Annotated in this window: 17 protein-coding genes and 3 pseudogenes; 4 read left to right on the top strand and 16 right to left on the bottom strand. The window is 60.5% G+C overall.

Going from position 1 to position 22,366, the window contains the following annotated elements:
- The 9 genes from BLQ92_RS35055 to BLQ92_RS35015 all read right to left on the bottom strand — a co-directional run bounded on the left by BLQ92_RS35055 (position 1) and on the right by BLQ92_RS35015 (position 9,618).
- Positions 1-3,222, bottom strand: a complete 3,222-nt coding sequence (locus BLQ92_RS35055) for an efflux RND transporter permease subunit (RefSeq protein WP_090694248.1) — start codon at positions 3,220-3,222, stop codon at positions 1-3.
- 14 nt (positions 3,223-3,236) lie between these two features.
- A complete protein-coding gene (locus BLQ92_RS35050; protein ID WP_090694244.1) occupies positions 3,237-4,502 on the bottom strand; it encodes an efflux RND transporter periplasmic adaptor subunit in 1,266 nt (421 codons plus the stop codon).
- Positions 4,503-4,513: 11 nt separating this feature from the next.
- Complete coding sequence (locus tag BLQ92_RS35045; protein ID WP_090694451.1) at positions 4,514-4,912, bottom strand: hypothetical protein; 399 nt, start codon at positions 4,910-4,912, stop codon at positions 4,514-4,516.
- Between the two features lie 75 nt (positions 4,913-4,987).
- Positions 4,988-5,461, bottom strand: a complete 474-nt coding sequence (locus BLQ92_RS35040; protein WP_175772635.1) for a YMGG-like glycine zipper-containing protein — start codon at positions 5,459-5,461, stop codon at positions 4,988-4,990.
- Positions 5,462-5,514: 53 nt separating this feature from the next.
- On the bottom strand, positions 5,515-6,075 hold the full coding sequence (locus BLQ92_RS35035; protein ID WP_090694241.1) for a lipid-binding SYLF domain-containing protein: 561 nt from the start codon (positions 6,073-6,075) through the stop codon (positions 5,515-5,517).
- 142 nt (positions 6,076-6,217) lie between these two features.
- Entirely contained in the window at positions 6,218-6,604 is a 387-nt protein-coding gene (locus BLQ92_RS35030) for a response regulator transcription factor (protein ID WP_090694237.1), read from the bottom strand.
- A 152-nt stretch (positions 6,605-6,756) separates the two neighbouring features.
- A complete protein-coding gene (locus tag BLQ92_RS35025) occupies positions 6,757-7,392 on the bottom strand; it encodes a response regulator transcription factor (protein WP_090694233.1) in 636 nt (211 codons plus the stop codon).
- A 5-nt stretch (positions 7,393-7,397) separates the two neighbouring features.
- Complete coding sequence (locus BLQ92_RS41205) at positions 7,398-8,627, bottom strand: PAS domain-containing sensor histidine kinase (protein WP_279607937.1); 1,230 nt, start codon at positions 8,625-8,627, stop codon at positions 7,398-7,400.
- A 706-nt stretch (positions 8,628-9,333) separates the two neighbouring features.
- Positions 9,334-9,618, bottom strand: coding sequence for a hypothetical protein (locus BLQ92_RS35015; protein WP_090694225.1), 285 nt, complete (start codon positions 9,616-9,618; stop codon positions 9,334-9,336).
- Positions 9,619-10,040: 422 nt separating this feature from the next.
- Here BLQ92_RS35015 and BLQ92_RS35010 point away from each other — a divergent pair, with 422 nt between their 5' ends.
- Complete coding sequence (locus tag BLQ92_RS35010) at positions 10,041-12,374, top strand: hypothetical protein (RefSeq protein WP_090694221.1); 2,334 nt, start codon at positions 10,041-10,043, stop codon at positions 12,372-12,374.
- A 158-nt stretch (positions 12,375-12,532) separates the two neighbouring features.
- Here BLQ92_RS35010 and BLQ92_RS35005 read toward each other — a convergent pair.
- A pseudogene (locus tag BLQ92_RS35005) lies at positions 12,533-12,907 on the bottom strand (SDR family NAD(P)-dependent oxidoreductase); the annotation flags it as partial.
- A 189-nt stretch (positions 12,908-13,096) separates the two neighbouring features.
- Between BLQ92_RS35005 and BLQ92_RS35000 the strand changes: the two are divergent.
- A pseudogene (locus BLQ92_RS35000) lies at positions 13,097-14,046 on the top strand (GlxA family transcriptional regulator).
- 46 nt (positions 14,047-14,092) lie between these two features.
- Here the strand turns inward: BLQ92_RS35000 and BLQ92_RS34995 are convergent.
- Positions 14,093-14,689: a DJ-1/PfpI family protein gene (locus tag BLQ92_RS34995; protein ID WP_090694214.1), complete on the bottom strand. Its 597-nt coding sequence runs from the start codon at positions 14,687-14,689 to the stop codon at positions 14,093-14,095.
- A gap of 90 nt (positions 14,690-14,779) precedes the next feature.
- Here BLQ92_RS34995 and BLQ92_RS34990 point away from each other — a divergent pair, with 90 nt between their 5' ends.
- Both BLQ92_RS34990 and BLQ92_RS34985 read left to right on the top strand, forming a co-directional pair.
- Positions 14,780-16,111 carry an aminotransferase-like domain-containing protein gene (locus tag BLQ92_RS34990; RefSeq protein WP_090694210.1) on the top strand — a complete coding sequence of 444 codons (1,332 nt, stop codon included), beginning with the start codon at positions 14,780-14,782 and terminating at the stop codon, positions 16,109-16,111.
- A gap of 170 nt (positions 16,112-16,281) precedes the next feature.
- Positions 16,282-17,103 carry a helix-turn-helix transcriptional regulator gene (locus BLQ92_RS34985; protein WP_176860799.1) on the top strand — a complete coding sequence of 274 codons (822 nt, stop codon included), beginning with the start codon at positions 16,282-16,284 and terminating at the stop codon, positions 17,101-17,103.
- A gap of 7 nt (positions 17,104-17,110) precedes the next feature.
- Here BLQ92_RS34985 and BLQ92_RS34980 read toward each other — a convergent pair whose 3' ends face one another.
- The 5 genes and pseudogenes from BLQ92_RS34980 to BLQ92_RS34960 form a co-directional block, all read right to left on the bottom strand.
- Complete coding sequence (locus BLQ92_RS34980; protein ID WP_090694197.1) at positions 17,111-18,742, bottom strand: amidohydrolase; 1,632 nt, start codon at positions 18,740-18,742, stop codon at positions 17,111-17,113.
- A 50-nt stretch (positions 18,743-18,792) separates the two neighbouring features.
- Complete coding sequence (locus BLQ92_RS34975; protein ID WP_090694193.1) at positions 18,793-20,301, bottom strand: DUF3138 family protein; 1,509 nt, start codon at positions 20,299-20,301, stop codon at positions 18,793-18,795.
- 152 nt (positions 20,302-20,453) lie between these two features.
- Positions 20,454-21,560, bottom strand: a complete 1,107-nt coding sequence (locus tag BLQ92_RS34970) for an extracellular solute-binding protein (protein WP_090694189.1) — start codon at positions 21,558-21,560, stop codon at positions 20,454-20,456.
- Positions 21,561-21,720: 160 nt separating this feature from the next.
- Positions 21,721-21,912: pseudogene (locus BLQ92_RS34965) on the bottom strand (ATP-binding protein); the annotation flags it as partial.
- Positions 21,828-22,307 (bottom strand): PAS domain-containing protein, encoded by a 480-nt coding sequence (locus BLQ92_RS34960; protein WP_244896711.1) that lies wholly within the window; start codon positions 22,305-22,307, stop codon positions 21,828-21,830. The pseudogene BLQ92_RS34965 and the gene BLQ92_RS34960, both read right to left, overlap by 85 nt.
- Positions 22,308-22,366: the final 59 nt, after the last annotated feature.

Raw genomic sequence — 22,366 nt, 5'->3', positions numbered from 1 at the left:
TCAGTCGTCCTCGCGTCGGGCCAACGGCTTGACGGTCGGGCCTCCGGGGCCCGCGTCAAGGTCATGCGGTGGTTCGTCACCGCTCGGCCCTGGCGTCTTCTTGCCGCCGCTCTTTTCGGACATCGTCTCGAGCACGTAGAAGAACATCGGAATGAAGAACACCGCAATCACGGTTGCGCCGAGCATCCCACCGATCACCCCCGTGCCGATCGAATGTCGGCTATTGGCGGAGGCACCGAGCGCGATCGCGAGCGGCACGCAACCCAGGATGAAGGCGAGCGAGGTCATGACGATCGGGCGCAGCCGCTCGCTGGCCGCCGAAATGGCGGCGTCGTACACGGACTCGCCCGATTCGCGATTCAGCACCGCAAACTCGAAAATCAGAATCGCGTTCTTCGCCGCAAGCGCAACCAGCATCGTCAGGCCGATCTGGAAGTAGACGTCGTTTTCGAGCCCACGCAGCAAGATGGCAAGCAAGGCGCCGAACAGCGCGAACGGCACCGCCATCAGCACGCCGAACGGCAGGCTCCACTTCTCATATTGGGCAGCGAGGATCAGGAACACCATGATCAGGCCGAAGACGAACACCAGCCCCGAGGTGCCGCCCGACTGTCTGGCCTCGTAGGCCTCACCACTCCATCCCAGGTTATAGCCGGACGGCAGCACCTCGTTACCCACTTCTTCAATCGCGCCAATGACCTCACCGGAACTGCGCCCCGGTGCAGCATTTACCGTGAGTTTCACTGCCGGAAAATTGTTGAACCGTGTGATCAGATCCGGGCCCGTGACGTACTTCGAGGTCACTACCGCTTTGAGCGGCACCATATTGTCGGTTTTGCTGCGCACGTAGATCTGATCGAGATCCGCAGGCGAGAGCCGGTACGACGGCTCGGCTTGCAGGATCACCTGCCACAGGCGGCTCGAACGATTGAACTGGGATACGTAAAGCGAGCCGAACATGGTCTGCATCGCGCTATACACGTCCTCGATCGGCACGCCGAGCGTCTCGGATTTGTCGCGGTCCACGTCGACCAGCAACTGCTGTGCCGACGCATTGAAGGTTGAGGTGACGCGTCCGAGTTCCGGCCGCTCCTTGGCCTTGGCGATAAAATCCTCCACGGTCTGGGCGAGCTGACCGATGGTCGCATCGCCCTGGGCCTGGATCCACACCTCCGTACCGCCGGTTGTTCCAAGGCCCGGAATGGATGGGGGATTGACCGGCAGAATGATCCCTTCCTTGACCTTCGAGAGGGTCTCATAGGCGTCGACGATCACCGCTCGCGCATTTTGCGTGCGGATATTGGCAAATTTGTAGCGTTCGTCAAAGCTTTTGAAGCCGATAAAAAATGTGCCGGCATTATTCTTGTTCTGGCTGTCGAGCAGGCTGTAACCGTCGACTGTCGTCACGCTGCTAACGGCGGGCTGCTTCAGGAAGTAGTCGGTGACCTTCTGCGATACGTCGCCGGTACGGTCAAGACTCGCGGCGTCCGGCATGATGACCGCGCCGAGCAGGTAGCCCTGGTCCTCCGGCGGCAGAAAGGAGGTGGGAATCGTCCGCATCATGACGACCGCCAGCGCGATCATGCCGGCAAACAGGAACAACGCCACCCCGAAACGCTTGATGACCAGCTTGACCATGTTCGAATAGCCGGTCGTCATGCGCGCGAACGAATTGTCGAACCAACGGAAGAAGCCGCGCTTCTCATGGTGTCCCGGCTTGAGCAGCAAGGCAGCCAATGCCGGCGACAACGTGAGTGCGACCACCCCTGACAACACCACCGAGATCGCGATTGTGATCGCGAACTGCTTGTACAGTTGTCCCGTGATGCCACCGAGAAACGCCACCGGCACGAAGACGGCGCACAGTACGAGTACGATCGCGACTACCGGCCCCGATACTTCGTCCATGGCGCGCTTGGCCGCGTCCTTTGGACTGAGCTTGTGGACGCTCATGTTGCGCTCGACGTTCTCGATCACCACGATGGCGTCGTCCACCACGATGCCGATTGCCAACACCATGCCGAACAGCGTCAGCATGTTGATGGAGAAGCCAAGGGCCAGCATACCCATGAATGTACCGACGATCGATACCGGCACCGCGAGCACCGGAATCAGCGTCGCGCGAAAGCTCTGCAGAAACACGTACACGACGATCACGACCAGCACCAGGGCTTCGAAGAAGGTGTGGATCACGTCCGAAATCGACGCCCGGGTGAAGTCCGTCGTATCCATCGCGATGTCGTAGTCGATCCCGGTCGGGAACTGCTTCCTCATCGCGGTGAGCGTGGCGTGCACCTGCTTCGACACATCCAGTGCATTCGCACCCGGTTGCTGGTACACCGCGATTACCGTGGCGGGCTTACCCTGGAACCGGCTGCGGATCGAGTAATCCTTCTGCCCGAGTTCGGCGCGGCCGACGTCTTTGAGCCGCACAATGGCCGCGTCGCCATTGGCGGCGCGAATAATGATGTTTTCGAACTCTGCCGGGTCGGTCAACCGTCCGGTGGTGGTGACGGCAAATGACTGCTCGACCGGCGTGCCTGTTGGCGACTGTCCAATGCGTCCAACCGCAAATTGCTGGTTCTGATTGGCCACCGCCCTCTGCACGTCCGCCGCCGTCACCCCTAACTGCGCCATGCGATCCGGCTTGAGCCAGATACGCATCGCGTAGTCAGGCGTGCCGAAGATCGCCGACTGGTTCGCGCCGGGAATGCGCTTGAGCGCATCGAGCACATAAATATTGGCGTAGTTCGCAATATAGGTCGCGTCATAACGGTTACTTGGCGAATAGATCGCAATGACCATCATGAACGCCGATGACTTCTTCTGTACCTGAATGCCTTGAGACTGCACCGACGAAGGCAACTGGGGCAACGCCAGATTCACGCGATTCTGCACATCGACCTGCGCCAGCTCGGGGTTGGTGCCGATCTGGAAAAAGGCGTTGAGCGTATAGACACCCGTCGATGAACTCGACGAGTTCATATAGATCATGTTGTCGGCGCCGTTCACCTGCTGCTCGATAGGCGCGGCAACATTGTTTGCCACCACGTCCGCACTCGCCCCTGGGTAGGTGGCGGAAATCGTGATCTGAGGCGGTGTAATGTCGGGGTACTGCGCGATCGGCAGGGCGATCATCGCCAACGCGCCACCCAGCGTAATGACGATCGAGATGACCGACGCAAAGATCGGGCGGTCGATGCAGAAGTGGGAGATGTTCATGTCGGAGCACCCACCTATTTCGACACGGCCTGGTTAGACTCCTGGGCCGCAAGATGCTGTGGCTCCCCGCCCGGCGCCACTGTTGCAGCAGCAGGCGTGCTGTCTGAGGGCTTCGGTTCCCCGGTTATCTTCAGCGGTGTGTCCGCAATGACGCGGATCGCGCCATCCACGACGACCCGATCGCCCGCTTGCAGCCCGTCGGTAATAAACCAGTCGTCACCGTGCCATTCGCCCGTTTCCACCACCCGTTCATGGGCCTTGGAATCGTTGTCGACCACCCAGACGAAATGGCTCTTGGCGCCCTGCAGAACCGCCCGCTGCGGGACGAGAATCGCATTGGGTCGAATCGCGCCCGAGACCCGCGCCTTGACGAATTGCCCCGGGCGCAGCATACCCTTCGCGTTGGCGAACGAAGCGCGCACAAGGAAGGTGCCGGTCTGCGTATTGAAGGCCGGATTGGTGAAATTGATGCGTCCGCGATCAGGAAACACCGTTCCGTCCGCCAGCACGACGGTGACCTCAAACTCGTTACTAGCCGGAAAAATCAACTGCTTTTTCTCGATCTGATCGCGGTACCTGAGCAACTCGTTTTCGGAGATGCTGAAGTTGACCCACATCGGATCGAGTTGGTAGACGTAGGTCAGTAAGCCCGCAGCGGTAGCGGTCACGTAACTGCCGTCCTGCTGCCGGGCAAAACTCGACAAGCCGGTGAGGGGAGATTTGATGGTGGTGTAGCTCAGGTTGAGCTCGGCGGTCTGCACCTGCCCTTGTGCAGCGATAACCGCGGACTCCGCCTCTTTTTCGTTACCCGTCGCGTCGTCCAGGTCCTTTTGGCTCAAGGCATTCTGGCGCGTCAGTGGAATCACACGGGCAAGATTCGCTTTGGCCACATAGAGCCGCGCCTGCTGCTGCGCAAGCTGTCCCTTGGCGGTTTGCAGCACCGCCTCGAACGGCTTGGGATCCATCAGGAACAGCACCTGTCCCGTGTGGACCAGTTGACCTTCCGTATAAACCCGCTTGTCGAGAAAGCCGTCGACGCGTGCCCGGATCTCCACTTCGCGCGAGCTTTGCGTCTGCGCAGTGAATTCGAAGTCCACCGGCGTATCGTGCGGTTCGACCTCGAGAACGGTAACTTCGACAGCCGGGGTGGGCGGCACGGCCGCAGGTTTGCCACAGCCGGCACACAGCACGATAGTGGCAAAGGCGATCGCTATTTTTCGATCGACTGGCGAGCGCGATGTGAATCGTTGCAACCAGGGATTGAGCGGCAGGCATTTCATGGCATCACCCGTCACGGCAAATTTGGCGTGCAAGCGCCGAACAACATATAGGCGTCGTCACGATTGACGAGCGAAAGAGTCATCGTTCCATCCGCCGTGTCAAGCGCGATCGCCCACGCAAAGCCGAGTTCGGTCCCTTGCATCAGAAGCTGCCCCGCGCCCGTTTCCATGAAGCGGATGGGTGTCGTACGCGCTGGCCCAACCACGGTCTTCTTCGCGAAGTCGATGCGCAGGAATTGCGGCACGCCCAGGTCCGCGGGGAGGCCCCTCTGGCAGACCTGCCCCGGGTCGCACGAGTGCGCGTCGATAGTGGCGCATAGCAGCGGCTTGCTGCCATCGAAGTCAGTCCCCCAGGCAGAGGTCGCAGAGATTGCACACACTGCGCAGCCGAGCCATACGGTCGCCAACATCGTTCGTCCTGGTATCGTCGCCATGTGCAGATCCCTCGCTGACCGGTTCCTTCACCACGTCTCGTGAATTTCTGGCTACTGGACCGTATATCCCCGGCCCGTCATGCAAGCCCCAACCGCCCGGTTGAAGGTCGACATCTGCTGCGCGACCTGTTGCTGCCCTCCCTGCTGCTGCTCGGCCGCGGCCTGGTTCATGCGTCGCTGGCGCAGGCCGCCGGCAGCCGTCCCTGTCACTGCGCCTATCGCAGCCCCCTTTCCCGCGTTACCGGCGATCGCCCCTACTGCTGCGCCCAATGCGGCGCCGCCCGCCGCGCCTTTGATCGCTCCGCCCTGGGGAGGAGGCGCATTGGGTTGTCCAGCGTGCTGCGCAATCGCCACCGGATCAACCCCTGTGGTCTGCCTGGCCCACAGTTGGCATTCGGCGGTATCGGTGTTCTGCTTCTGGGGACTCTGCCCGTTGGCCGGATAGATAATCGGCTGCTGCGCGGCGGCTGCGAGGCTCAGCGCCCACACCACGAGGCCGATTGAAAATCGCTGCATACGTTGCATGGCTTGAGGCTCTCAGGGTTCTACGCTATGAATGCGCGAGGATGTCGCGCGCATCACTCGTCAAACTTGACGATTCTCTGCCCCTGTACGCCCAGACCTGCCATCAGGCCCTGCTGGCCAAAAATGAACGCATAGACATCTGATTGCAATGTCGTCGTTGTCATCGATTTGGCCATCCCTGCATCCACCACCACGACACTCGGCCCCACACCAACGGACAATCCGGTGCCGCTTGTAAGCGAAGTGATTGCCGAGTCGGTCATCAAAAACATCGCTTCCGAAAAAGTTTGTGCGCCTGCCTGCAGCCCGTATGAAGCTCCGCGTACTCTGTAGTACCCAATGATCTTGCCATCCGGCGCAAACATCACGCCCTTTCCGCCTTGCGCACCCACCAGGAGCCCGGCCTTGACGATGCTCGGAAACACCAGGACGGCTTTCGCCTGATATTGGAGATCTTTTGCCTTCGGAGTGCTATCGAATAGCTGTTGCAGTGCCTGGCGTGCCTGCGCGTCTAAATCTGGGTCCCCACCATTGGCCACAGTCGGGTTCGTCGAACACGCCACGCCAAACAGCAAGAGGGGAATGGCGAGGACTAATCGAAGGTACCTGATCATGATGCATGCTCCATTCAGAAATTGACATCACGTATGAAACGCATTTCCGCCTCAAAATCTTCGCGGGTCACATCAATGGTGGTATCGGCGTCACGTTAAAACAATTGGACTTTGGTCCCATATGCACCCCATACGCACCAGGCTATGTCCTCTGCTTGCCGATTGCGGCACGCACCGCCTTGACGAAAATCTCGTCGTCAAACGGTTTGCGCAGGTACGCGAGCGCGCCAGCAGACAGCGCCTGCTCGCGCACTCCAATGTCGTCATGTGCGGTGATGCAAATGATCGGAATGCCGCTGTCCGCGAGGCGCTTCTGGACTTCTAGTCCACTTAACCCCGGCATCTGTACATCGAGTATCAGGCAATCAGGGCGATACGATGGTATGGACAACATCGCTTCAAGGAAGGCTTCGCCGCTTGCGAAGGATTCCGCCACCACGCCGATAGAACGCAATTGTCGTTTGATCGCCCGGCTCACCGATTCATCGTCATCGACGACGACAACAAAAGGTGCTTTGGCTGTTCCCATTGTGGATCGTCCAGTGGCAGAACTACGCGAGCATACGCATATCTCATGCACTAGACTAAGGGACGCAAATGAATAGCGGTATTGGACTTTGGTCCCGGATGCGCGCGCTCGGGTCGCCTGCCGTTCCCGGCAAAATCGTGCCGCGAGCGCGTTTAGCGGGGTGACCGATGGTCGGCAGGTGAGGAAATGGCAACCCGGTCAACAAGGTGGACCAGTTGCGCCAGCGACGAGACTTCCATCTTCGCCATCACCCGTGCACGGTGAGCCTTGATGGTTTTTTCGGCGGTACCAAGGTCGCTCGCGACCTGCTTGTTCAACCGCCCGGTGACGACGAGCGACATGACTTCCCGTTCGCGTGGTGTCAAGCGCTCAACGCGCTGGCGCAGCGAATCCAGTTCGCACCTGTTTGCAAAGATGCGTCTGGCATGCTCGAGCGCCTGATCGACCGCACGCAGCAAATCCGCCTCATGCACCGGTTTCGGCAAGAAGTCGCAAGCGCCGGCCTTCATGGCCTGGACAGTCATCGGAATATCGCCGTAGCCGCTTATAAAGATGATCGGCAACGACGCGCCCAGTTCGCGTTGCAACTGGAGGCCATTGATATCCGGCAATTCAATGTCGAGCACCAGACATCCCGGGCGTGCACCGAAATTTGCGGTGGCGAGAAACTCGTTTGCCGATGCAAACGTCTCGACACAATGGCCCGCGCACCGCAGCAAGCGAGCCAGTGCACGACGGACGGAATCGTCGTCGTCGACGACGAACACCAACGGATCTGATTCTGTCATGGCTGTTACCGCGACTGCCTGCTTCGTGCCTGTTTGCCTCCGGGTAACGAAACAAAGAACGTCGCGCCTCGATTGATGTTATTTTCGGCCCAGATCCGGCCACCGTGGAGTTCCACGATTGACCGGCTAATCGACAATCCCAAACCAAGGCCACTGGGTTTGGATGTATGGAACGGCTTAAAGACTGTATCGAGCTTTCCCACTGTGAGCCCGTGTCCGCAGTCGCGCACGGCAATGAGAACCGTCTCGTCACTTTGTGCGGCCACCTCGACCGATACGAGCCGCTCGCCGGGCAATACATGGCTCATCGCATCGAAGGCGTTAAGCAGAAGATTGAGGATGACCTGCTGCAACTGCACCTTGTCGGCGTACACAGCGGGGAGTTCCGCGCATGACTGCAGCGCCACGCGGGCGCCGCGCATGATCGCCTCGCTGTATAGCAAAGCGACAACTTCACGGATCACACCGACGAGATCGACCAGGGCGAACTCCATATCGGTCTTCCTCACCACCGAACGGATCCGTCGGATTACCTCGCTTGCGCGATAGTCGTCTTGAACGATGTCGTTGAGAATTTCCAGCACCTCCGCCACGTCGATCGGGTCGGCGGTCATAAAGCGCTGCGCCGCGTGCACGTTGCTGAGAATCGCGGTCAGCGGCTGATTCAGTTCGTGCGCCAGCGATCCCGCTATCTCTCCCATGGTCGATACGCGTGTCAGATGAGCAAGGTCCTGCTGGTTCTGAAGCAAACCATAGTGATCCGACTTGTCCTCCACAAACGCGAGAACCGCCACCTGGCCTCTAAAGGAAGACTGCCTTAGGCTAACCTCCAATGGGAGTTCAGAACCATCTTTGCGCCTTGCAACATAACTGCGTGTTGCGCCGAAGGGCAAACTAGTTAGCGTCGACAGAAATCCGTCGCAACAGCTCGAATCGTAACTTTCTCGCGGCTCGGGAACGAGGACAGAGATTGACACACCGGGTAGTTCGTCGCTCCCGTAACCAAACAGACTGCAGGCCCTCAGATTCGCCATCAGGATGCTGCCTTGCTGGTCAAGCAGCAAAACCACGAATGGAAACGCCTCCCAAAGCTCCCGAAAGCCGTCCTCACCCGCGCCGTGCAGCGAGATGCGGCTATGCTGCGATCCACTACGTTGCGAAGCTCCTGAAGTTCCCTCACCCGCCTGGCTCGAGGACGAGCGCCTAACCCTCGATGACCACCGGAAATCTCGCACAGCGGTTGCGCCGCGCCGTCGGATACGCTGATGGTCAACGTGGGGCTCAAGGGAAGCCCATGATTGACGCGCAAGCAACGTCAGCAACCACAAGATGATTCCTGCCTCCACAGATACAATTGCTGGCAAGGCGAAGCTCACGGAAGGCTCTCCTGAGATACTCACACCAGCAATGGCCCAAGGGCATGATGCAATCCCGCGGACGCGCTAAAACGTGCTAAATGGTGCGAGCAGTTACATCGAAAGCGCTCGAGTCAACCTGACAAGCGTCCTTCTTCAACCAGAGGCGTCAGCAGAATGTCGATCCGACTCGAATACAGATCGACCGGCAGGGTTCCACAGACGGAACCGAAGACCTGCAAGGAGACCCCGCTTGTCCAGCCACAAGGCTCGGCTCACCTTCATCGAATCGCAACAAACGCGATCAGACCGGCCAGAGTCATTGCGCTACGGATTTTCCTCTTACCTTGACAACAAGCACTGCCAATTATTTTCGTAAAGCTAGTTGCCAAGGAGATAGGCACTGCGGGGCCAGAAAATCTGGTCCGAACAATGGCCCCTTTTCAGGAAACGGATAATACAACGACACCTACACATATCCTGCATCCCGGATGCCTCTATTTTACTTACTCATCTCGATAAGGCAATTTATATATGCAGTTTTTTCCGGCGTTGTCTGGTTCTATCGGCCATAAGTCGCGCGTCTTCAATTGCACCCGTGGCTGTTGGCGCCCTTATAGCAAGTCACGCCGCCAGGGCTTTTATAAACACCGCGTCCGTTCATCGTCTTCGCTTCGCCACCCTTGCTGGTCTGGGTTGTAGTCACGCCCGCCTGATTCTTTTGTGCCTTCCACGCGTTGCCGGTGTTGGGGTTATAGCCGCCGGCCGTCTGTCCGTTGCTACAAGCGGTGCCGCCGCGCAAGTTCGTGCCGCACTCTGCAAATGCGCTCGAAGACAGCACGAGGCACACCAATATAAGCAGAACTCTCATTGCCATCTCCTGTTTCGATCGGCAAACGGAACTCGTATCCGGGACTACCCTGGAACCGCTGCGGGGTCTTTTTATGGTCCATTTCAGAAGAATCGTGGCTATGTTTTTGCACAGCTTTCTGCACCCTTAATACTAGGCATATCCAGCTACGACCACATGGGACCTTAGTCCTATAGCGCTCGACCTCATAGGACTAAGGTCCCATTGCCGACGCAGTGGCCTGAGTCTATTTTTTTAGCAGAGGACAGTTGGTGGCTCTCTTCGTTCAACGCCGAAGCGATGACGCGCGGCTGCCAGAGCAAGACTCTGTCGAGCGCCAACAACGGCAAAAAATGATGGCCAATCCAGGAGTACCAATTAGCACGTTGGCGCGCTCCGCAGCGTTTGCGCTGTCGCTTTTGCTAGCGCGACCTCCCGCCGCTATGGCCCAGGACCCGGGCTGGCCGCGCGAAATAACAAGAAACGATGCGTCGCTCGTCTACTATCAACCGCAAATCGACGACTGGAAGGATTTCAAGGAAATTGACGGCCGCATGGCGATAAGCGTGACACCGCGCGGCGGCAAGCCGCAGGTGGGAATTGTCGCGTTGCAGATGCAAACGCAGGTGGATGTCGACACTCGCGCCGTACTCTTGAGCAATCCGCAGATTGTCAGCCTGACTTTTCCTGGTGCCGACCCAGCCACGGCCAAAAAGATGGATGGACTCGTGCGCGAGTTTCTCAACCCGCAGGCCTCGCTGACCATCTCGCTCGACCGGCTAGTTGCGAGTGTGGAGAAGAAGGGATCCCCGGCGGTCGCGGCCGTCAAGAACGACCCACCCGCCATTTTCTTCAGCTTCGGTCCAGCAGTGCTTTTGCACGTCGACGGCGACGCAGTGCTCGCACCGATTCAGGATTCGGATCTCACGTTCGTCGTCAACGCCAATTGGCCGCTCTTCCTCGATAACGCCAGCCACCAGTACTATTTATTCAACGGGCAGTCGTGGATGACGTCAACTGACCTGAAGAGCGGGTGGGCCGCGGCGAAAGCCCTTCCTGCCAAGATGTCGAAGGTGCCTGACGACCCAACGTGGGCGGACCTGAAACCCTATATCCCGGTGCCCAAAGCGAAACCTGCCGCAGCGCCCGGGGTGTTCTTCAGCAGTACGCCAGCAGAACTGATCGTGTTCGATGGTAAGCCGGTTTACGCGACGATTCCCGGAACCCAACTGGTTTTCGCCAAGAATACCGACAGCGATGTATTCGTTTATTCACCAACCAGTACGTACTACTACCTGAGCGCCGGCCGCTGGTTCTCCGCACCATCACCCACCGGTCCGTGGACATTCGCGACCAATCAGTTGCCAGCCGATTTCGCGAAAATTCCGCGCGATAGCATAGCCGCCCGCGTTCTGCCCGCAGTACCCGGCACCCCCGAGGCGGCCGACGCGGTGCTGCTTGCGCAAATCCCGACAACCGTCGAGATCAACCCCAGTGCCGCTGCAGCCGCGCTCAAGGTTGTGTACAGCGGCGAGCCTCAGTTCCAGCCGATTGAAGGCACGCCGCTCTCGTACGCTGCCAACACGCCCGACAAAGTGATCAAGGTGCAGAACCACTATTACGTGTGCTCTCAAGGGGTATGGTTCGATTCTTCATCGCCGAACGGACCATGGCAAACCAGTCAGTCCGTGCCTCAGGTGATCTACACGATTCCAGCCAGTTCGCCCGTCTATAACGTGACTTACGTCACGCAATACGTGACCCCGAGCGGCGCAGTGCAGGCCAGCTATACGGCAGGGTATCTCGGCGTGTTCGTCGCAGGCGCGGCGCTCGGCGCAATCGTCGCGCAGGGTAACGGTTACTACTACCCGCCATACGTTCTCGTGGGCCACGGACCTTACCCGGTTTACTACCCGCGTCCCGCGCCCTATGGTTATCGCACCTACAACCCCTATACCGGCGCGAGCGGTGTAAGGGGGGTCGCATACGGACCGAACGGCAGCGCGCAATGGGGCACCTCATACAACCCCAACACGGGCACCTACGCACGCGGAGCAACCGCTTCCGGACGGTACGGCAGCGCGAGCGTTGGCCAGGCCTACAATCCCTACACCGGCGCCTATGGCGCGACTCGCCAAGGCTCAAACGCATACGGTCAGTGGGGCAGCTCCGTCGTCACCAAGGGCAACCAGTGGGCGGCGACACAGCATCAGACGACGGCAAATGGCTCGGTGGGCAGCTATCAGAATTCCGCGGGCGGCAAAGCGGTTGCGGGCACAAGCGCGAACGGCCGTGTTGTGGCGAGTAAAACCGCGAGCGGCGATATGTATGCGGGTCGTGACGGTAATGTCTACAAGAACACCAATGGTAGCTGGCAGAAATACGACAACGGCTCGTGGTCTGCAGTGAGTAAGCCTGCAGCGCAGACTGCGCAACAGCAACGGCCTGCGGGAACCCAGTCCGCCAATTCCACCAATTCCGCCACGGCCCAGCAGAGAGCACAGAGTGTTCAACAGCAGCGTCCCACCAGCGCTCAGACCACCAATGCCGCGGCGGGTCAGCAAAAGGCACAGGCCTACCAGCAACAGCGTCCGACTCAACCCGTGTCCAGCAGACCTGGCGGCGCTGCTCCCCAGAGTCCTGCCGGCGGTTTCAATAGAACCGGTGCTCAAATGTCATCCGGCGAATTGAACCAGCAGATGCAGAATCGGCAGCGAGGCGCCGCTGAGAGCCAACGCTTTAACCAGGGCGCGCGTGGCGGTGGCTTCCGGCGATAGTGCAACGGAAGGCGAGGTCATTAGCTTGTCCAGGCCTTGACGAGTCAACGCACCGGAGCATCGCGCAACTCGGCGCCGCCGCGCCGAGTGTGATTCTGCTGCGTGCCGAACGAAACACAGCACGGCGGTCTGCGGGAAGCGAAAGCCTTAAAACCGTTTGCGAATGCCAAGCGCGTCAGCGCCATCACGTTGAGGTCGATCATCGACTCCATCGTCTCGACTTCGCTGGCGAGCATCAACCTCACCGACCCGAACCCGGCGTTGTTCACGAGGAGGGAGAGGCTCGCGTCGTCCTTTAGCAGCGCCTCGACGCGGGTGAGGTCGGACTTGTCAGTGAGGTCTGCCTTCTCTACCCGGACTGCGCGCCCGGTGTCTGCGCGAAGACGAGTCGCCAGCGCCTGCAGGCGCTGCTCGTTGCGAGCAACGAGCACCAGGTCATATCCGCGCCTGGCCAGGCGATCGGCATACACGGCTCCGATACCGGACGATGCACCGGTAACAACGGCGGTGCCCATGGACTGCTTCTGGGTCATGTGAAATCTCCCAGGAAGACTAACACTCATTCGATACGCCTATAGCGAGGCCACGGGCGATGGCTTAAAAGACGTAAATCCAGTGTTTGGGGACAATCAATGCTTCCGGATATCTCGCAGAATTGCATAGCGACCTCAGCGGGACTATGCTTGACTCGAATCGCGTGAATCTGCGTTTTGGGACATCCTATGAAGACCGTTGCCTTGTTGATCTTCCCGGGGTTCGAGATCCTCGACCTCGCCGTCATGGCCGTGTTCGGGTTGGCGAACAAGGAGCTAGGGTACGAGTCCTATCGGCAAATCCTGCTGTCCGAAGCCGGGGGGCCGGTTCCGAGCTACTCGGGCGCGACGGTGGACTCGCGCAAGTTCCGGAACTTGGCGTTCGATACGCTGCTCGTCCTCGGCTCCATTGAGGCCCCGACTTCCACACCGAGGATGAGGTCATTCCTGCAGCGCGCCTCGCAGGCTTGCAGGCTTGCAGGCGAGTGGGCAGCATCTGCACCGGCGCGTTCATCCTTGCGGAAGCCGGGATCCTCGACGGCCGTCGTGCAACGACTCACTGGTCCGCGGCTCAGAAGCTTCAGTTGCGACACCCAGACGTAAAGGTTCTGCCGGACCGAATCTTCACGAACGACGGCGGTGTGTGGACATCGGCTGGTATGACCACGTGTATCGACCTGGCATTGGCCATGGTTGAGGATGACCACGGAGAGGAGGTCGCGAAGGCCGTGGCGAAGAAGCTGGTGGTCTACCACCGGCGTACCAGCGGCCAGTCCCAGTTCTCGGCGCTGCTGGAGCTTCAGCCCAGATCAGACCGCATGCAGAAGGTGCTTTCCTTCGCCAGGGCCAACCTTCACAAGGACCTTTCGGTGGAGGTTATCGCTGACGCCGCGCATGTGAGCCCAAGACAACTGAGCCGACTCTTCAAGATTGAGACCGGACAGTCTCCTGCGCAGGCTGTGGAGAAGCTGCGCGTCGATGCTGCTCGCAGCCTCGTTGACGCAGGGGAGCTCTCACTGGCAGTGATCGCCAGGGAGACCGGTTTCGGCGACACCGAAAGGATGCGCCGAGCATTCGTCAGGACGCTGGGCCAACCTCCCCAGACCATCCGCCGGGTTGCCAGGCAGCAAGCCGCCTAGCCAGGCGGGCGCTTTTGAAGGACGCAACCTGTGCGGCTGTATTTCCTTAGAGGAATGGCGAAATGTTCGCTATTGCACGCGTCACGTAGGTCTCCTTCTCTCCCACTGGGGCTACGTACTGAATCGCGTTGCGTGCAGCCTCGACACTCTCCAGACGCGCGATAAACCAGGCCGCCAGATACTGCGACGACAGGCACCCGCCTGCGGTCGCGACGTTCTGCTTCGCCACGAATGGCTGGTTGAGCACCGCCACGCCGGCTTCTTCGACCCACGGTTTGGTGGTCACGTCCGTACAGGCCGGAACGCCATCAAGCAGGCCTAACTTCGCGAGTATCAGCGTGCCCGAGCACTGCGCGCCGAGCAGTTGGCGCGTCGGGTCGAGCCTTAGCTGCGACATCAACGCGGCATCGGCGGCGACGTCCCGGGTCTTTATTCCGCTGCCGACTAGCACCGCGTCGGCGTCGCAAGCATCCTGCAGCGACGCTTGCGCCTCCAGCACCACGCCGTTCATCGAACGCACCCTCGCTGACGGGCTGGCGATCGAAACCCGCCAGCCAGGCCTTTTGACCCGGTTGAGGATGTTGAGGGCAATCAGCGAATCGAGTTCGTTAAAGCCCTCAAAGGTCAGGATGACGATGTGCATGGCGTCCTCTTGCGGGTGGAGAAGTTGTGTTGAGCCATGGTAGAGCCGATAATAAATACAATCAAATAATTGTCATGGATACATTCAGACATGGCTCAGCCGCGTTACAAGCAACTGGTCGACCGTCTCGCGGCCGAGATCCGCGCAGGACGTCTGCGTCCCGGGACGCGTCTGCCAACGCACCGCGAACTCGCTGTTCGCGAAGGCCTGGCTCTGGTCACGGCCACGCGTGTTTATGCGGAGCTGCAGGAGATGGGTTTGGTAAGCGGCGAAACCGGCCGCGGCACATTCGTCAAGGAGGCGCTCCCTCGAGGCCAGGGTATCGACCTGCTCACGTGGAGCGCGGACACAGTAGACCTGAGCTTCAACTATCCATCGTCGCCCGGCCAGACTGACCTACTCAGGGCAGCGCTACGCCAGCTCGCCGTTGCAGGTGACCTGGAGTCACTGCTTAGATACCAGCCCCATGGCGGGCGCGAGTACGAGCGCGCGACGGCGGCGCGCCACCTGTCCAACCGGGGGCTGGCAGCAACGGTCGATACAACATTACTCGTGAGCGGCGCGCAGCACGGGTTGACGACGACCGCCATGGCCTTACTCGAGCCCGGCGACGTGGTGGCGGTGGACGCGCTGACTTACCCGGGATTCAAGCTCGCTGCCGAGGCCAATCGGCTGGAACTCGCGCCGATCCCGGCCGCTGGGCGCGGCCCCGATCTGGACGCATTGGCGACTCTGTGCAAACAACGACGAGTACGCGCCGTCTATGTCATGCCAACGCTGCACAACCCGCTTGGCTGGGTGATGAGCGCGACGCGATGTCGGGACCTTGTCGCCATCGCCCGGCAACATGGACTGCTAATCATCGAAGACGGGGCCTACGCATTCCTGGCTGAAGGTGCGCCTCCGCCGTTGGCATCGCTTGCGCCGGAGACGACGGTCTATGTATCGAGCTTGTCAAAGAGTGTCGCGACAGGGCTGCGTGTCGGCTTCGTCTGTGCACCGAGCGAATGGGTTCCCAAGCTCGAACGGGTGATCCGCGCGACAACCTGGAACACCCCGGCGATCATGACGGCCATCGCCTGCAACTGGATGGAGGACGGCACAGTAGCCCGGCTTGAAGAGGAGAAGCGGCGGGATGCCGCAATGCGTCAGGGCCTTGTCGCCGACATTCTGGGCCAGTTGAAAAGGGTCAGCCATCCCTGCTCGTATTTCGTGTGGCTCCCTCTCGCGCAGGAGGTTCGCGCAGACGAGATTGCGATTGCGTTGATGCGCGAGCGGGTTTCCGTGTCGACAGCCCTGCCGTTCTCGACTTCGGCTCATGTGCCTCACGCCATCCGCTTGGCAATCGGGTCCGTCGACCTCGCTACGCTTACGCGGTCCCTGGAAACGGTGGCCCGAGTTATCGCACAACGGACCTACTGACCGGCAGCCGCGCCAGTCCGTCATCCTCAAAGATTTACTGTCGGCATTCCGGCAGCTTGCCGAACGCATTTTGTCCGGTTATTAATGTGCTGGTCAAAAGTTCGTGCGAGTCCTGCCGCCGTCGTTACCGCGAACACGACGGCCCTATCTGTATGTATTGCAACAAGACAATGACCCCATCCGGCACCTCGTCAGACCTTACGCTCGGTTTCGTCGGATCGTTCGCGTCGGCGCTTGGCCCCGTGATCGAAGCAGTGGGAACACCACGCTTCCTGCGTGCGCTCAATACGTTCATTGCGGGTTTCGCCGATTGCGACACCTTGCACCTGCAACGCTCACGCCTGGATCCCGAGGCGCCGAAAGGATGCCGGGTCGACTGGATCGGCAGCTACTGCAGCTATGAGGACAGTGATCTGCAGGCCGTCATGGCGCTTTATTTCAGGCGTTTTGCCGCAGATGACTCGATCGCGCGGTACGTTCCGCCGGAACGCAGTACCGAACTCGTCCAGCGATCCTCCGCCGCAGTTGCGGACGCCGAATGCAAGCGCCTGATTTTCGACGTGGCGGCCATTCACGACGAATGCCAGGTTCTCCGGACAATAGCCGAGGCGCAGTATTCGATTTCCTTGTGCCGCTCGAAGCGCCTGCCGCCCTTCTCCGTTTCGGAACTCAGCCGGCTTAAGGAGTTGGGCGAAGTGCTGCTCCCCCTTACCTATTTGCATGCGCTCCAGGTGGTCGACGCGCCCGCCCGCTTGGAAGCCGGTCCATCCGACGGAATCTTCTCGGCCGCGGCCGCACGACGCGGTGTCCACCTGTCCCAGCGCGAAACCGATATTTGTTCGGCTCTGGTGAAGGGCCGAACACTCGCGACAATTGCCGAAACGATGCAAATCAAGGAGTCGACCGTCAAGACGTACACGAAGCGCGCCTTCGCGAAGCTCGGCATCGGTTCCAGGCGCGACCTGCTGTCCTGGCTGCACGAGGCACGCTGATTCAGGGCTAGGGTAGCTCGCCATGCACTACGCGGCCACAGAACAGCGTGGCTTGCACTTGCGCAGCGGCGATCCCGGCCGGCGCTGCGGCGAACAGGTCCCGATCCAGAATCACCAGCGATGCGTCGCTACCGGGGCTCAATGTGCCAGCCCGCCCGTCAAAACGCAGGCTCCATGCCGCGTTGCGCGTATAGGCGTCGAGCATGGTCGGCAGTTCGACGCTCTCGAGGGGCAGCCACGCCTCGCTGTCCGGCACACCGGGCGGCGTGCGTGTCATGGCGCTCTGGATGGCGACGAGCGGATTCATCGTTGACACTGGCCAGTCCGAGCCAGCGCTCAATAGCGCACCCGCGTTCTGCAGGCTGCGGAATACGTAGTTGCGGGCCATGCGGGCGTCGCCTAGCAATTGCCGGTAAAGCTCCAGCAGGTAGGGGGGCACCCCGCTCCACGTTGCCTGAATATTCGCGATCGCGCCGAGACGTCTGAAACGAATCACGTCGTCCGGATGAATCAGTTGCACGTGCGCCAGTTGCGGCCGCCGGTCGCGTACCCCATTCACACGGATCACATGCTCGATCGCGTCGAGTGCCATCCGCACGGCGCGGTCGCCGAGCGTGTGGAAATGCAGGTCGAAACCCGCACAGTCGGCGAGCGCGGCGATCTCGCGCAACTGGGCAGGCTCCCAGTGGTGGACCCCGAGGCTATCAACGTCCGCATACGGCTCCAGCAGGGCCGCGGTACGGCTTTCCAGCACACCGTCGATAAAAATCTTCACGGTATGCAACCGGAGGTTGCCGCCTTCGTAGTCCGCCCGCCAGCGTCGAAAGCGTTCTATCTGCGGGACTAACGGTGCGTGCGGCGAGGCGAGGAGGCCGAGGCTCGCCTGCACGTTCAGCGTGCAGGCATCGCGTGCTTTCACGTAACCATCCAGGAGGCGTTCGCCGACCAGCGCGTCAAACCAGCCGGTGATGCCGAAGCTATGCGCGAGAGCCTGCGCCTTGTCGAGCGCCCGGGCGACATTGTCGGCGCCCATTTGAGGCAGCAGCGGGAATAGCCGGTATAGGCCCGCTTCGTGCACGATACCGGTTGGCTCGCCAGTCGCGGCGTCGCGCTCATACGCGCCTCCCGCCGGATCCGGCGTATCCGCTCTGATGCCCGCGGCCTTCAACCCTGCCGTATTCAACCAGCCGCTATGGACGTCCTGACCGATCACGAGCACGGGACGGTGCGGCACCACCGCGTCGAGCATCTGGCGCGTCGGGTAGGCGCCGAACAACTGCAGGTTGGCGTTGCCGCCCATGAGCCAGCGGTCGCCCGCACCCTGTTCGGCTGCAGCACGCAGTCCGGCGAGGATTGCCGAGGGTGAGTCGGCTGCCGCAAGATCGCAGTCGCTCGCGAGCAGGAAGCCATCAATGGGGTGAGCGTGAGCGTCCGTAAAGCCTGGCGCCAGCGTGCGCCCGCCTAGATCGATCACGCGAGAGCCCGCAGGTGCGCTGCTCCTGACCGTGGCGTCATCCCCCACATAGGCGATGCGCCCATTGCGTATCGCCACGGCGGTATGGCATGGTCCAGGCGGCAACGCGGTGTAAAGCGATGCGTTGACCAATACGCAGTCGCCCTCGGAATGGAGTGTTGTCATGGTTCTCGCTTGTTAAGCGGTCGATCCGCCTCGCGGATCGCCGCGCTTGATCAGAATGAATAGATGAGCGTGGTCGCGAAGATGTCGTTGGTCTTCGAATACGACCCGCTACTCGTCTCAAAGACATGATTGCTGGCCCAGTCGTGGCGGTACTCGAACTTCACGATGGTCTGACTCGCCGGATAGAACAGCAGGTCGGCGGTGAAATCCGCGCGGCGCGCGCCCTTGCACTCGCGGCCGTTGTCGGAAGACTGAGCGAGGCACGACGGGTCGATCCCAAAGCCGCTCGTACCGTTGACCGAGGGATTGGTCCCGCTCAGGCCGTAGACGATGCCTGGACCACCGCCGCCGTTCGCCGTGTCGTCGAGATAATCGACGCGCAGGGTGGCCCCCATCTTGCCGACGAGCGGAGCCGTCCACGTTCGATGCGCCTGCAACGAAATGCCGTACCAGCGGGCATTGCCGCCATTCCATGCACCGTGCCCCTGGGTACCGACGTCGAGCTGCGCGTTGTACTGGGACTTGCCCCAGATGTAGGTCAGATCGGTTTCGCCATACAGATACGCGCCGAACGGCTGGGTACCGTCGCACTGATAGCCGTAGCTTCCAGAGCTGCATGGCGAATAGACGCTTTGCCGGCCGAGCGTAGTCGAGACGCCCAGGTCGAGCGCAGTCGAGTAGGTATAGTCGAGCCGGGCGGACAGGTTGGGTACGTTGTCGCTCTTCGTCGAGCCTCCGGAACCATCTGCGATCGCACTGGACGTGTGCAGTTGCTCGTTGCCGATCATCACCTGCCAGAGGTACTTGTAGTCGCTCGAAAAGGACCTCCACTCCACGCCGAGATAGCTCGCCGGTTCGCTGAAGTCGTACAGCAGGTTGTGGGTCAGCGCGAGCATGGTGTTCGACGGCTGCGCCTCGTAGCCCGCGAGGCTCGGCAGCAGACCGACCAGCACCGTCGTATGCGTCGAAAGGGGCATGCTGACGTCGGCCTGCGTGAAGATGTTGCCGCCGAAGCCGCCCTTCTCGTTGAGCAGGTTGGCCCCAGCGCCGCGATTCGGCTCGATCACGACCTCGGCACTGGGCGCAAGCGGGCCGACGCCGAAGGTCTTCTTGATGTCCAGATAGACGTCGCCAATGCTGCTGTTGTAGTAGTCGTAGACGCCCGGATCCTGGTTGACGAAATGGAAACCGCCCGCGTGCTGTACCCGGTTGTACATGTAGACAGGATCGAGATACCCCGTCACGCTCAGCCCGGCAAGCGGTCCGGTGGTCGCGGCGTCTTCGAGGGTGTCAACCTTGAGTTGCTGCGAACTGAGTTGCTGGTGAATCGCGTCAACGTCTTCGCGGCTCAACTGCACCGGATCGGGCACCGTCGAGGCAACCGGAAGCGAAGGCTGCGTGGCTTTGGCGTGTTCGAGCGCGTCGAGTCTTTGCTGCAGTGCGCTCAGTGCCTTCTTCAATTCGCCGATCTCCGCGTCCGTCGTAGGGTCCGCCGACGCGTAGGCGGGAAGAAGCAGAGCTGGGGCAAGGGCCAATGCAGCAATCAGGTTGGTTTTCATGGCAAATGGCTATCCGTGCGGCCGCAAGGGCTGCGTGATCAGAAAATTGGTGCGAAGTGATACCCCCCGGCCGGCGCAGCGGCCAGGGGTACGGAACACTCGGGGAAATGGGCGCGGGGTGCGCGGGTGGTGCGACTAGTGCGGGGCCGCGCTCAGTCGTCGTTCTTGAGCTGTTGCCAGAGATGAGTCTCGAGCCGCATGATTTCGACCGGTAGCGGTGTGATCGGCGTCAGCTTGCGTAACTTTTCTGGACTTGGATAGACCGACGGATCCTGCAGGACGTCGGCGCGAATCATCGGCCGTGCGCCTGGAATGGCGCTTGGATAATAGGTGTCGTTGGTAAGGTTTGCACTCTCGCGATCAGACAGCACGAAGTTGATGAACTTCATCGCCGCGTCAGGGTTCGGTGCGTCCTTCGGCACCGACATCATGTCGAACCAGACCACACTGCCCTCGTTCGGAATCACGTAGCGAATTTCATAGGGCTTTTTCGCAGCAAGCGCCGTCACGCGCGACGTATTGACGTCGCCCGACCAGCCTAACGTGATACAGATATCGCCATTCGCCAGGTCGCCGATGTAGCTACCTGAATTGAACTGCCCAATGTCCGGGCGTACGGACTTCAGCAAGTCGTAGGCGGCGCGGTAGTCCGCGGGATTCTTGCTAAAGGGATCCTTCTTCAGATAAATCAAGGCCAGGCCGAATATATCCATGGGTGCATCGATCATGGATATGCCGCACTTCTTCAGCTTGCTTGTGTATTTTGGATCGAATATGAGGGCGAGCGAATCGACCGGAGCATCGGCGCCGAGCACGTCGCGCACGCGCTGCACGTTCATGCCCATGCCGTCGGTACCCCAGCTCCAGGGGATCCCATAGTCGTGCGTGGGATCGTCCTTGTCGAGCAGCTTCATCAACACGGGATCGAGGTGAGCCGCATTGGGAATCTTCGACTTGTCGAGTTTCTGGTAAACACCGGCCTGGATCTGCTTGGCCCAGTATGCGTCGGAGGGCACCACCACGTCATAGCCCGAACTGCCGGCCAGCAACTTGGCCTGCAGCGTGTCGTTGGAGTCGAATTCGTCGTAGTTGACCTTGATGCCGGTGTCGCGTTTGAAGTTGGCGATCGTGTCGTGGCCGATCGAATTGCCCCAGTTGTAGACCGACACGCTCTCACCCGCCAGCGCATAGGCGGACTGGGCCAGCAGGCAGGCGCATGCGAGAAACGTTTTACCCCATCCTCTGTACAGCTTGCTCATGACTTCTCCCCTTTGATTCAACGAATTGCACGTGTCGAGGCTGGTCTGTAAGCCAACCCGATGGCGACCTTGAGAAGCAGTCTAGGGAGGACAAATTAGATCTTGTGTCCCCCCCTGCGGGGGACAAGGGATTACACGGGTGCGCAACACGACATCTTGCTCATGAGAGCGATTCGCTCTCGAGCGGAATGTGAATCGAAACCGAGGTACCCATTCCGGGCGCACTATCTATGAGCAGCGAACCGCCGATCAGGCGGGCCGGCTCGCTCATGCCAAGCACGCCGTATGAATGGCTCTTTCGCACTGCCTCCTGATCGAACCCGCGGCCGTCGTCGCTGACGTGCAAGTCCAGCAAGTCTCGCCGTATGGCATCGAGATAATGCACAGCGGCACTGGGCTCGCTTCGACAATCGCTCGAAAGCGCACCTCGCTGGACTGCAGTCGTGCTTCGATCTCCCCACGCTGCTCGACCTCGGAGCGCAGGCCTGCATTCGCTCGCGCGAGTTCCTCTTCCACCTTCCTGCGGTCGGTGACGTCGCGGGCAATACCGACTGTGCCTGCCAGTTGGCCATGTCCGTCAGCAAAAGGGGGCTTGATCGTGTCCACCCACCTCCAGCGACCGTCCGCCTCGAGATGAGTCTCTTCGAGCCGTTTGCGGCGCCCCGATGCCATCACCTCCAGATCGTCGGCTCGGTATGCCTTGGCGTGTTCAAGCGGGTGCAAGTCGAAATCGGTCTTGTCGATCACGTCGGCCGGTTCGGCGTAGCCCAAGCTGCGCGCTAACGCCCGGTTGCCCGCCACGTATC

Origin of the sequence: Paraburkholderia phenazinium, assembly GCF_900100735.1 — a bacterium.
Classification (GTDB): Bacteria; Pseudomonadota; Gammaproteobacteria; order Burkholderiales; family Burkholderiaceae; genus Paraburkholderia; species Paraburkholderia phenazinia.
Note: the sequence above shows the minus strand (reverse complement) of the source record. Positions and strands in the feature narration are given on the sequence as shown.

Bases quoted from the DNA above. Each gene is read 5' to 3' on its own strand.
- BLQ92_RS34980 (WP_090694197.1), bottom strand. From the start codon at position 18,742: ATGACAACACTCCATTCCGAGGGCGACTGCGTATTGGTCAACGCATCG.
- BLQ92_RS35010 (WP_090694221.1), top strand. From the start codon at position 10,041: ATGGCCCAGGACCCGGGCTGGCCGCGCGAAATAACAAGAAACGATGCG.
- BLQ92_RS35035 (WP_090694241.1), bottom strand. From the start codon at position 6,075: ATGATCAGGTACCTTCGATTAGTCCTCGCCATTCCCCTCTTGCTGTTT.
- BLQ92_RS35030 (WP_090694237.1), bottom strand. From the start codon at position 6,604: ATGGGAACAGCCAAAGCACCTTTTGTTGTCGTCGTCGATGACGATGAA.
- BLQ92_RS35055 (WP_090694248.1), bottom strand. From the start codon at position 3,222: ATGAACATCTCCCACTTCTGCATCGACCGCCCGATCTTTGCGTCGGTC.
- BLQ92_RS35040 (WP_175772635.1), bottom strand. From the start codon at position 5,461: ATGCAACGTATGCAGCGATTTTCAATCGGCCTCGTGGTGTGGGCGCTG.
- BLQ92_RS34970 (WP_090694189.1), bottom strand. From the start codon at position 21,560: ATGAGCAAGCTGTACAGAGGATGGGGTAAAACGTTTCTCGCATGCGCC.
- BLQ92_RS35025 (WP_090694233.1), bottom strand. From the start codon at position 7,392: ATGACAGAATCAGATCCGTTGGTGTTCGTCGTCGACGACGACGATTCC.
- BLQ92_RS35050 (WP_090694244.1), bottom strand. From the start codon at position 4,502: ATGAAATGCCTGCCGCTCAATCCCTGGTTGCAACGATTCACATCGCGC.
- BLQ92_RS34975 (WP_090694193.1), bottom strand. From the start codon at position 20,301: ATGAAAACCAACCTGATTGCTGCATTGGCCCTTGCCCCAGCTCTGCTT.
- BLQ92_RS34995 (WP_090694214.1), bottom strand. From the start codon at position 14,689: ATGCACATCGTCATCCTGACCTTTGAGGGCTTTAACGAACTCGATTCG.
- BLQ92_RS35045 (WP_090694451.1), bottom strand. From the start codon at position 4,912: ATGTTGGCGACCGTATGGCTCGGCTGCGCAGTGTGTGCAATCTCTGCG.
- BLQ92_RS35015 (WP_090694225.1), bottom strand. From the start codon at position 9,618: ATGAGAGTTCTGCTTATATTGGTGTGCCTCGTGCTGTCTTCGAGCGCA.
- BLQ92_RS34990 (WP_090694210.1), top strand. From the start codon at position 14,780: ATGGCTCAGCCGCGTTACAAGCAACTGGTCGACCGTCTCGCGGCCGAG.
- BLQ92_RS34985 (WP_176860799.1), top strand. From the start codon at position 16,282: ATGACCCCATCCGGCACCTCGTCAGACCTTACGCTCGGTTTCGTCGGA.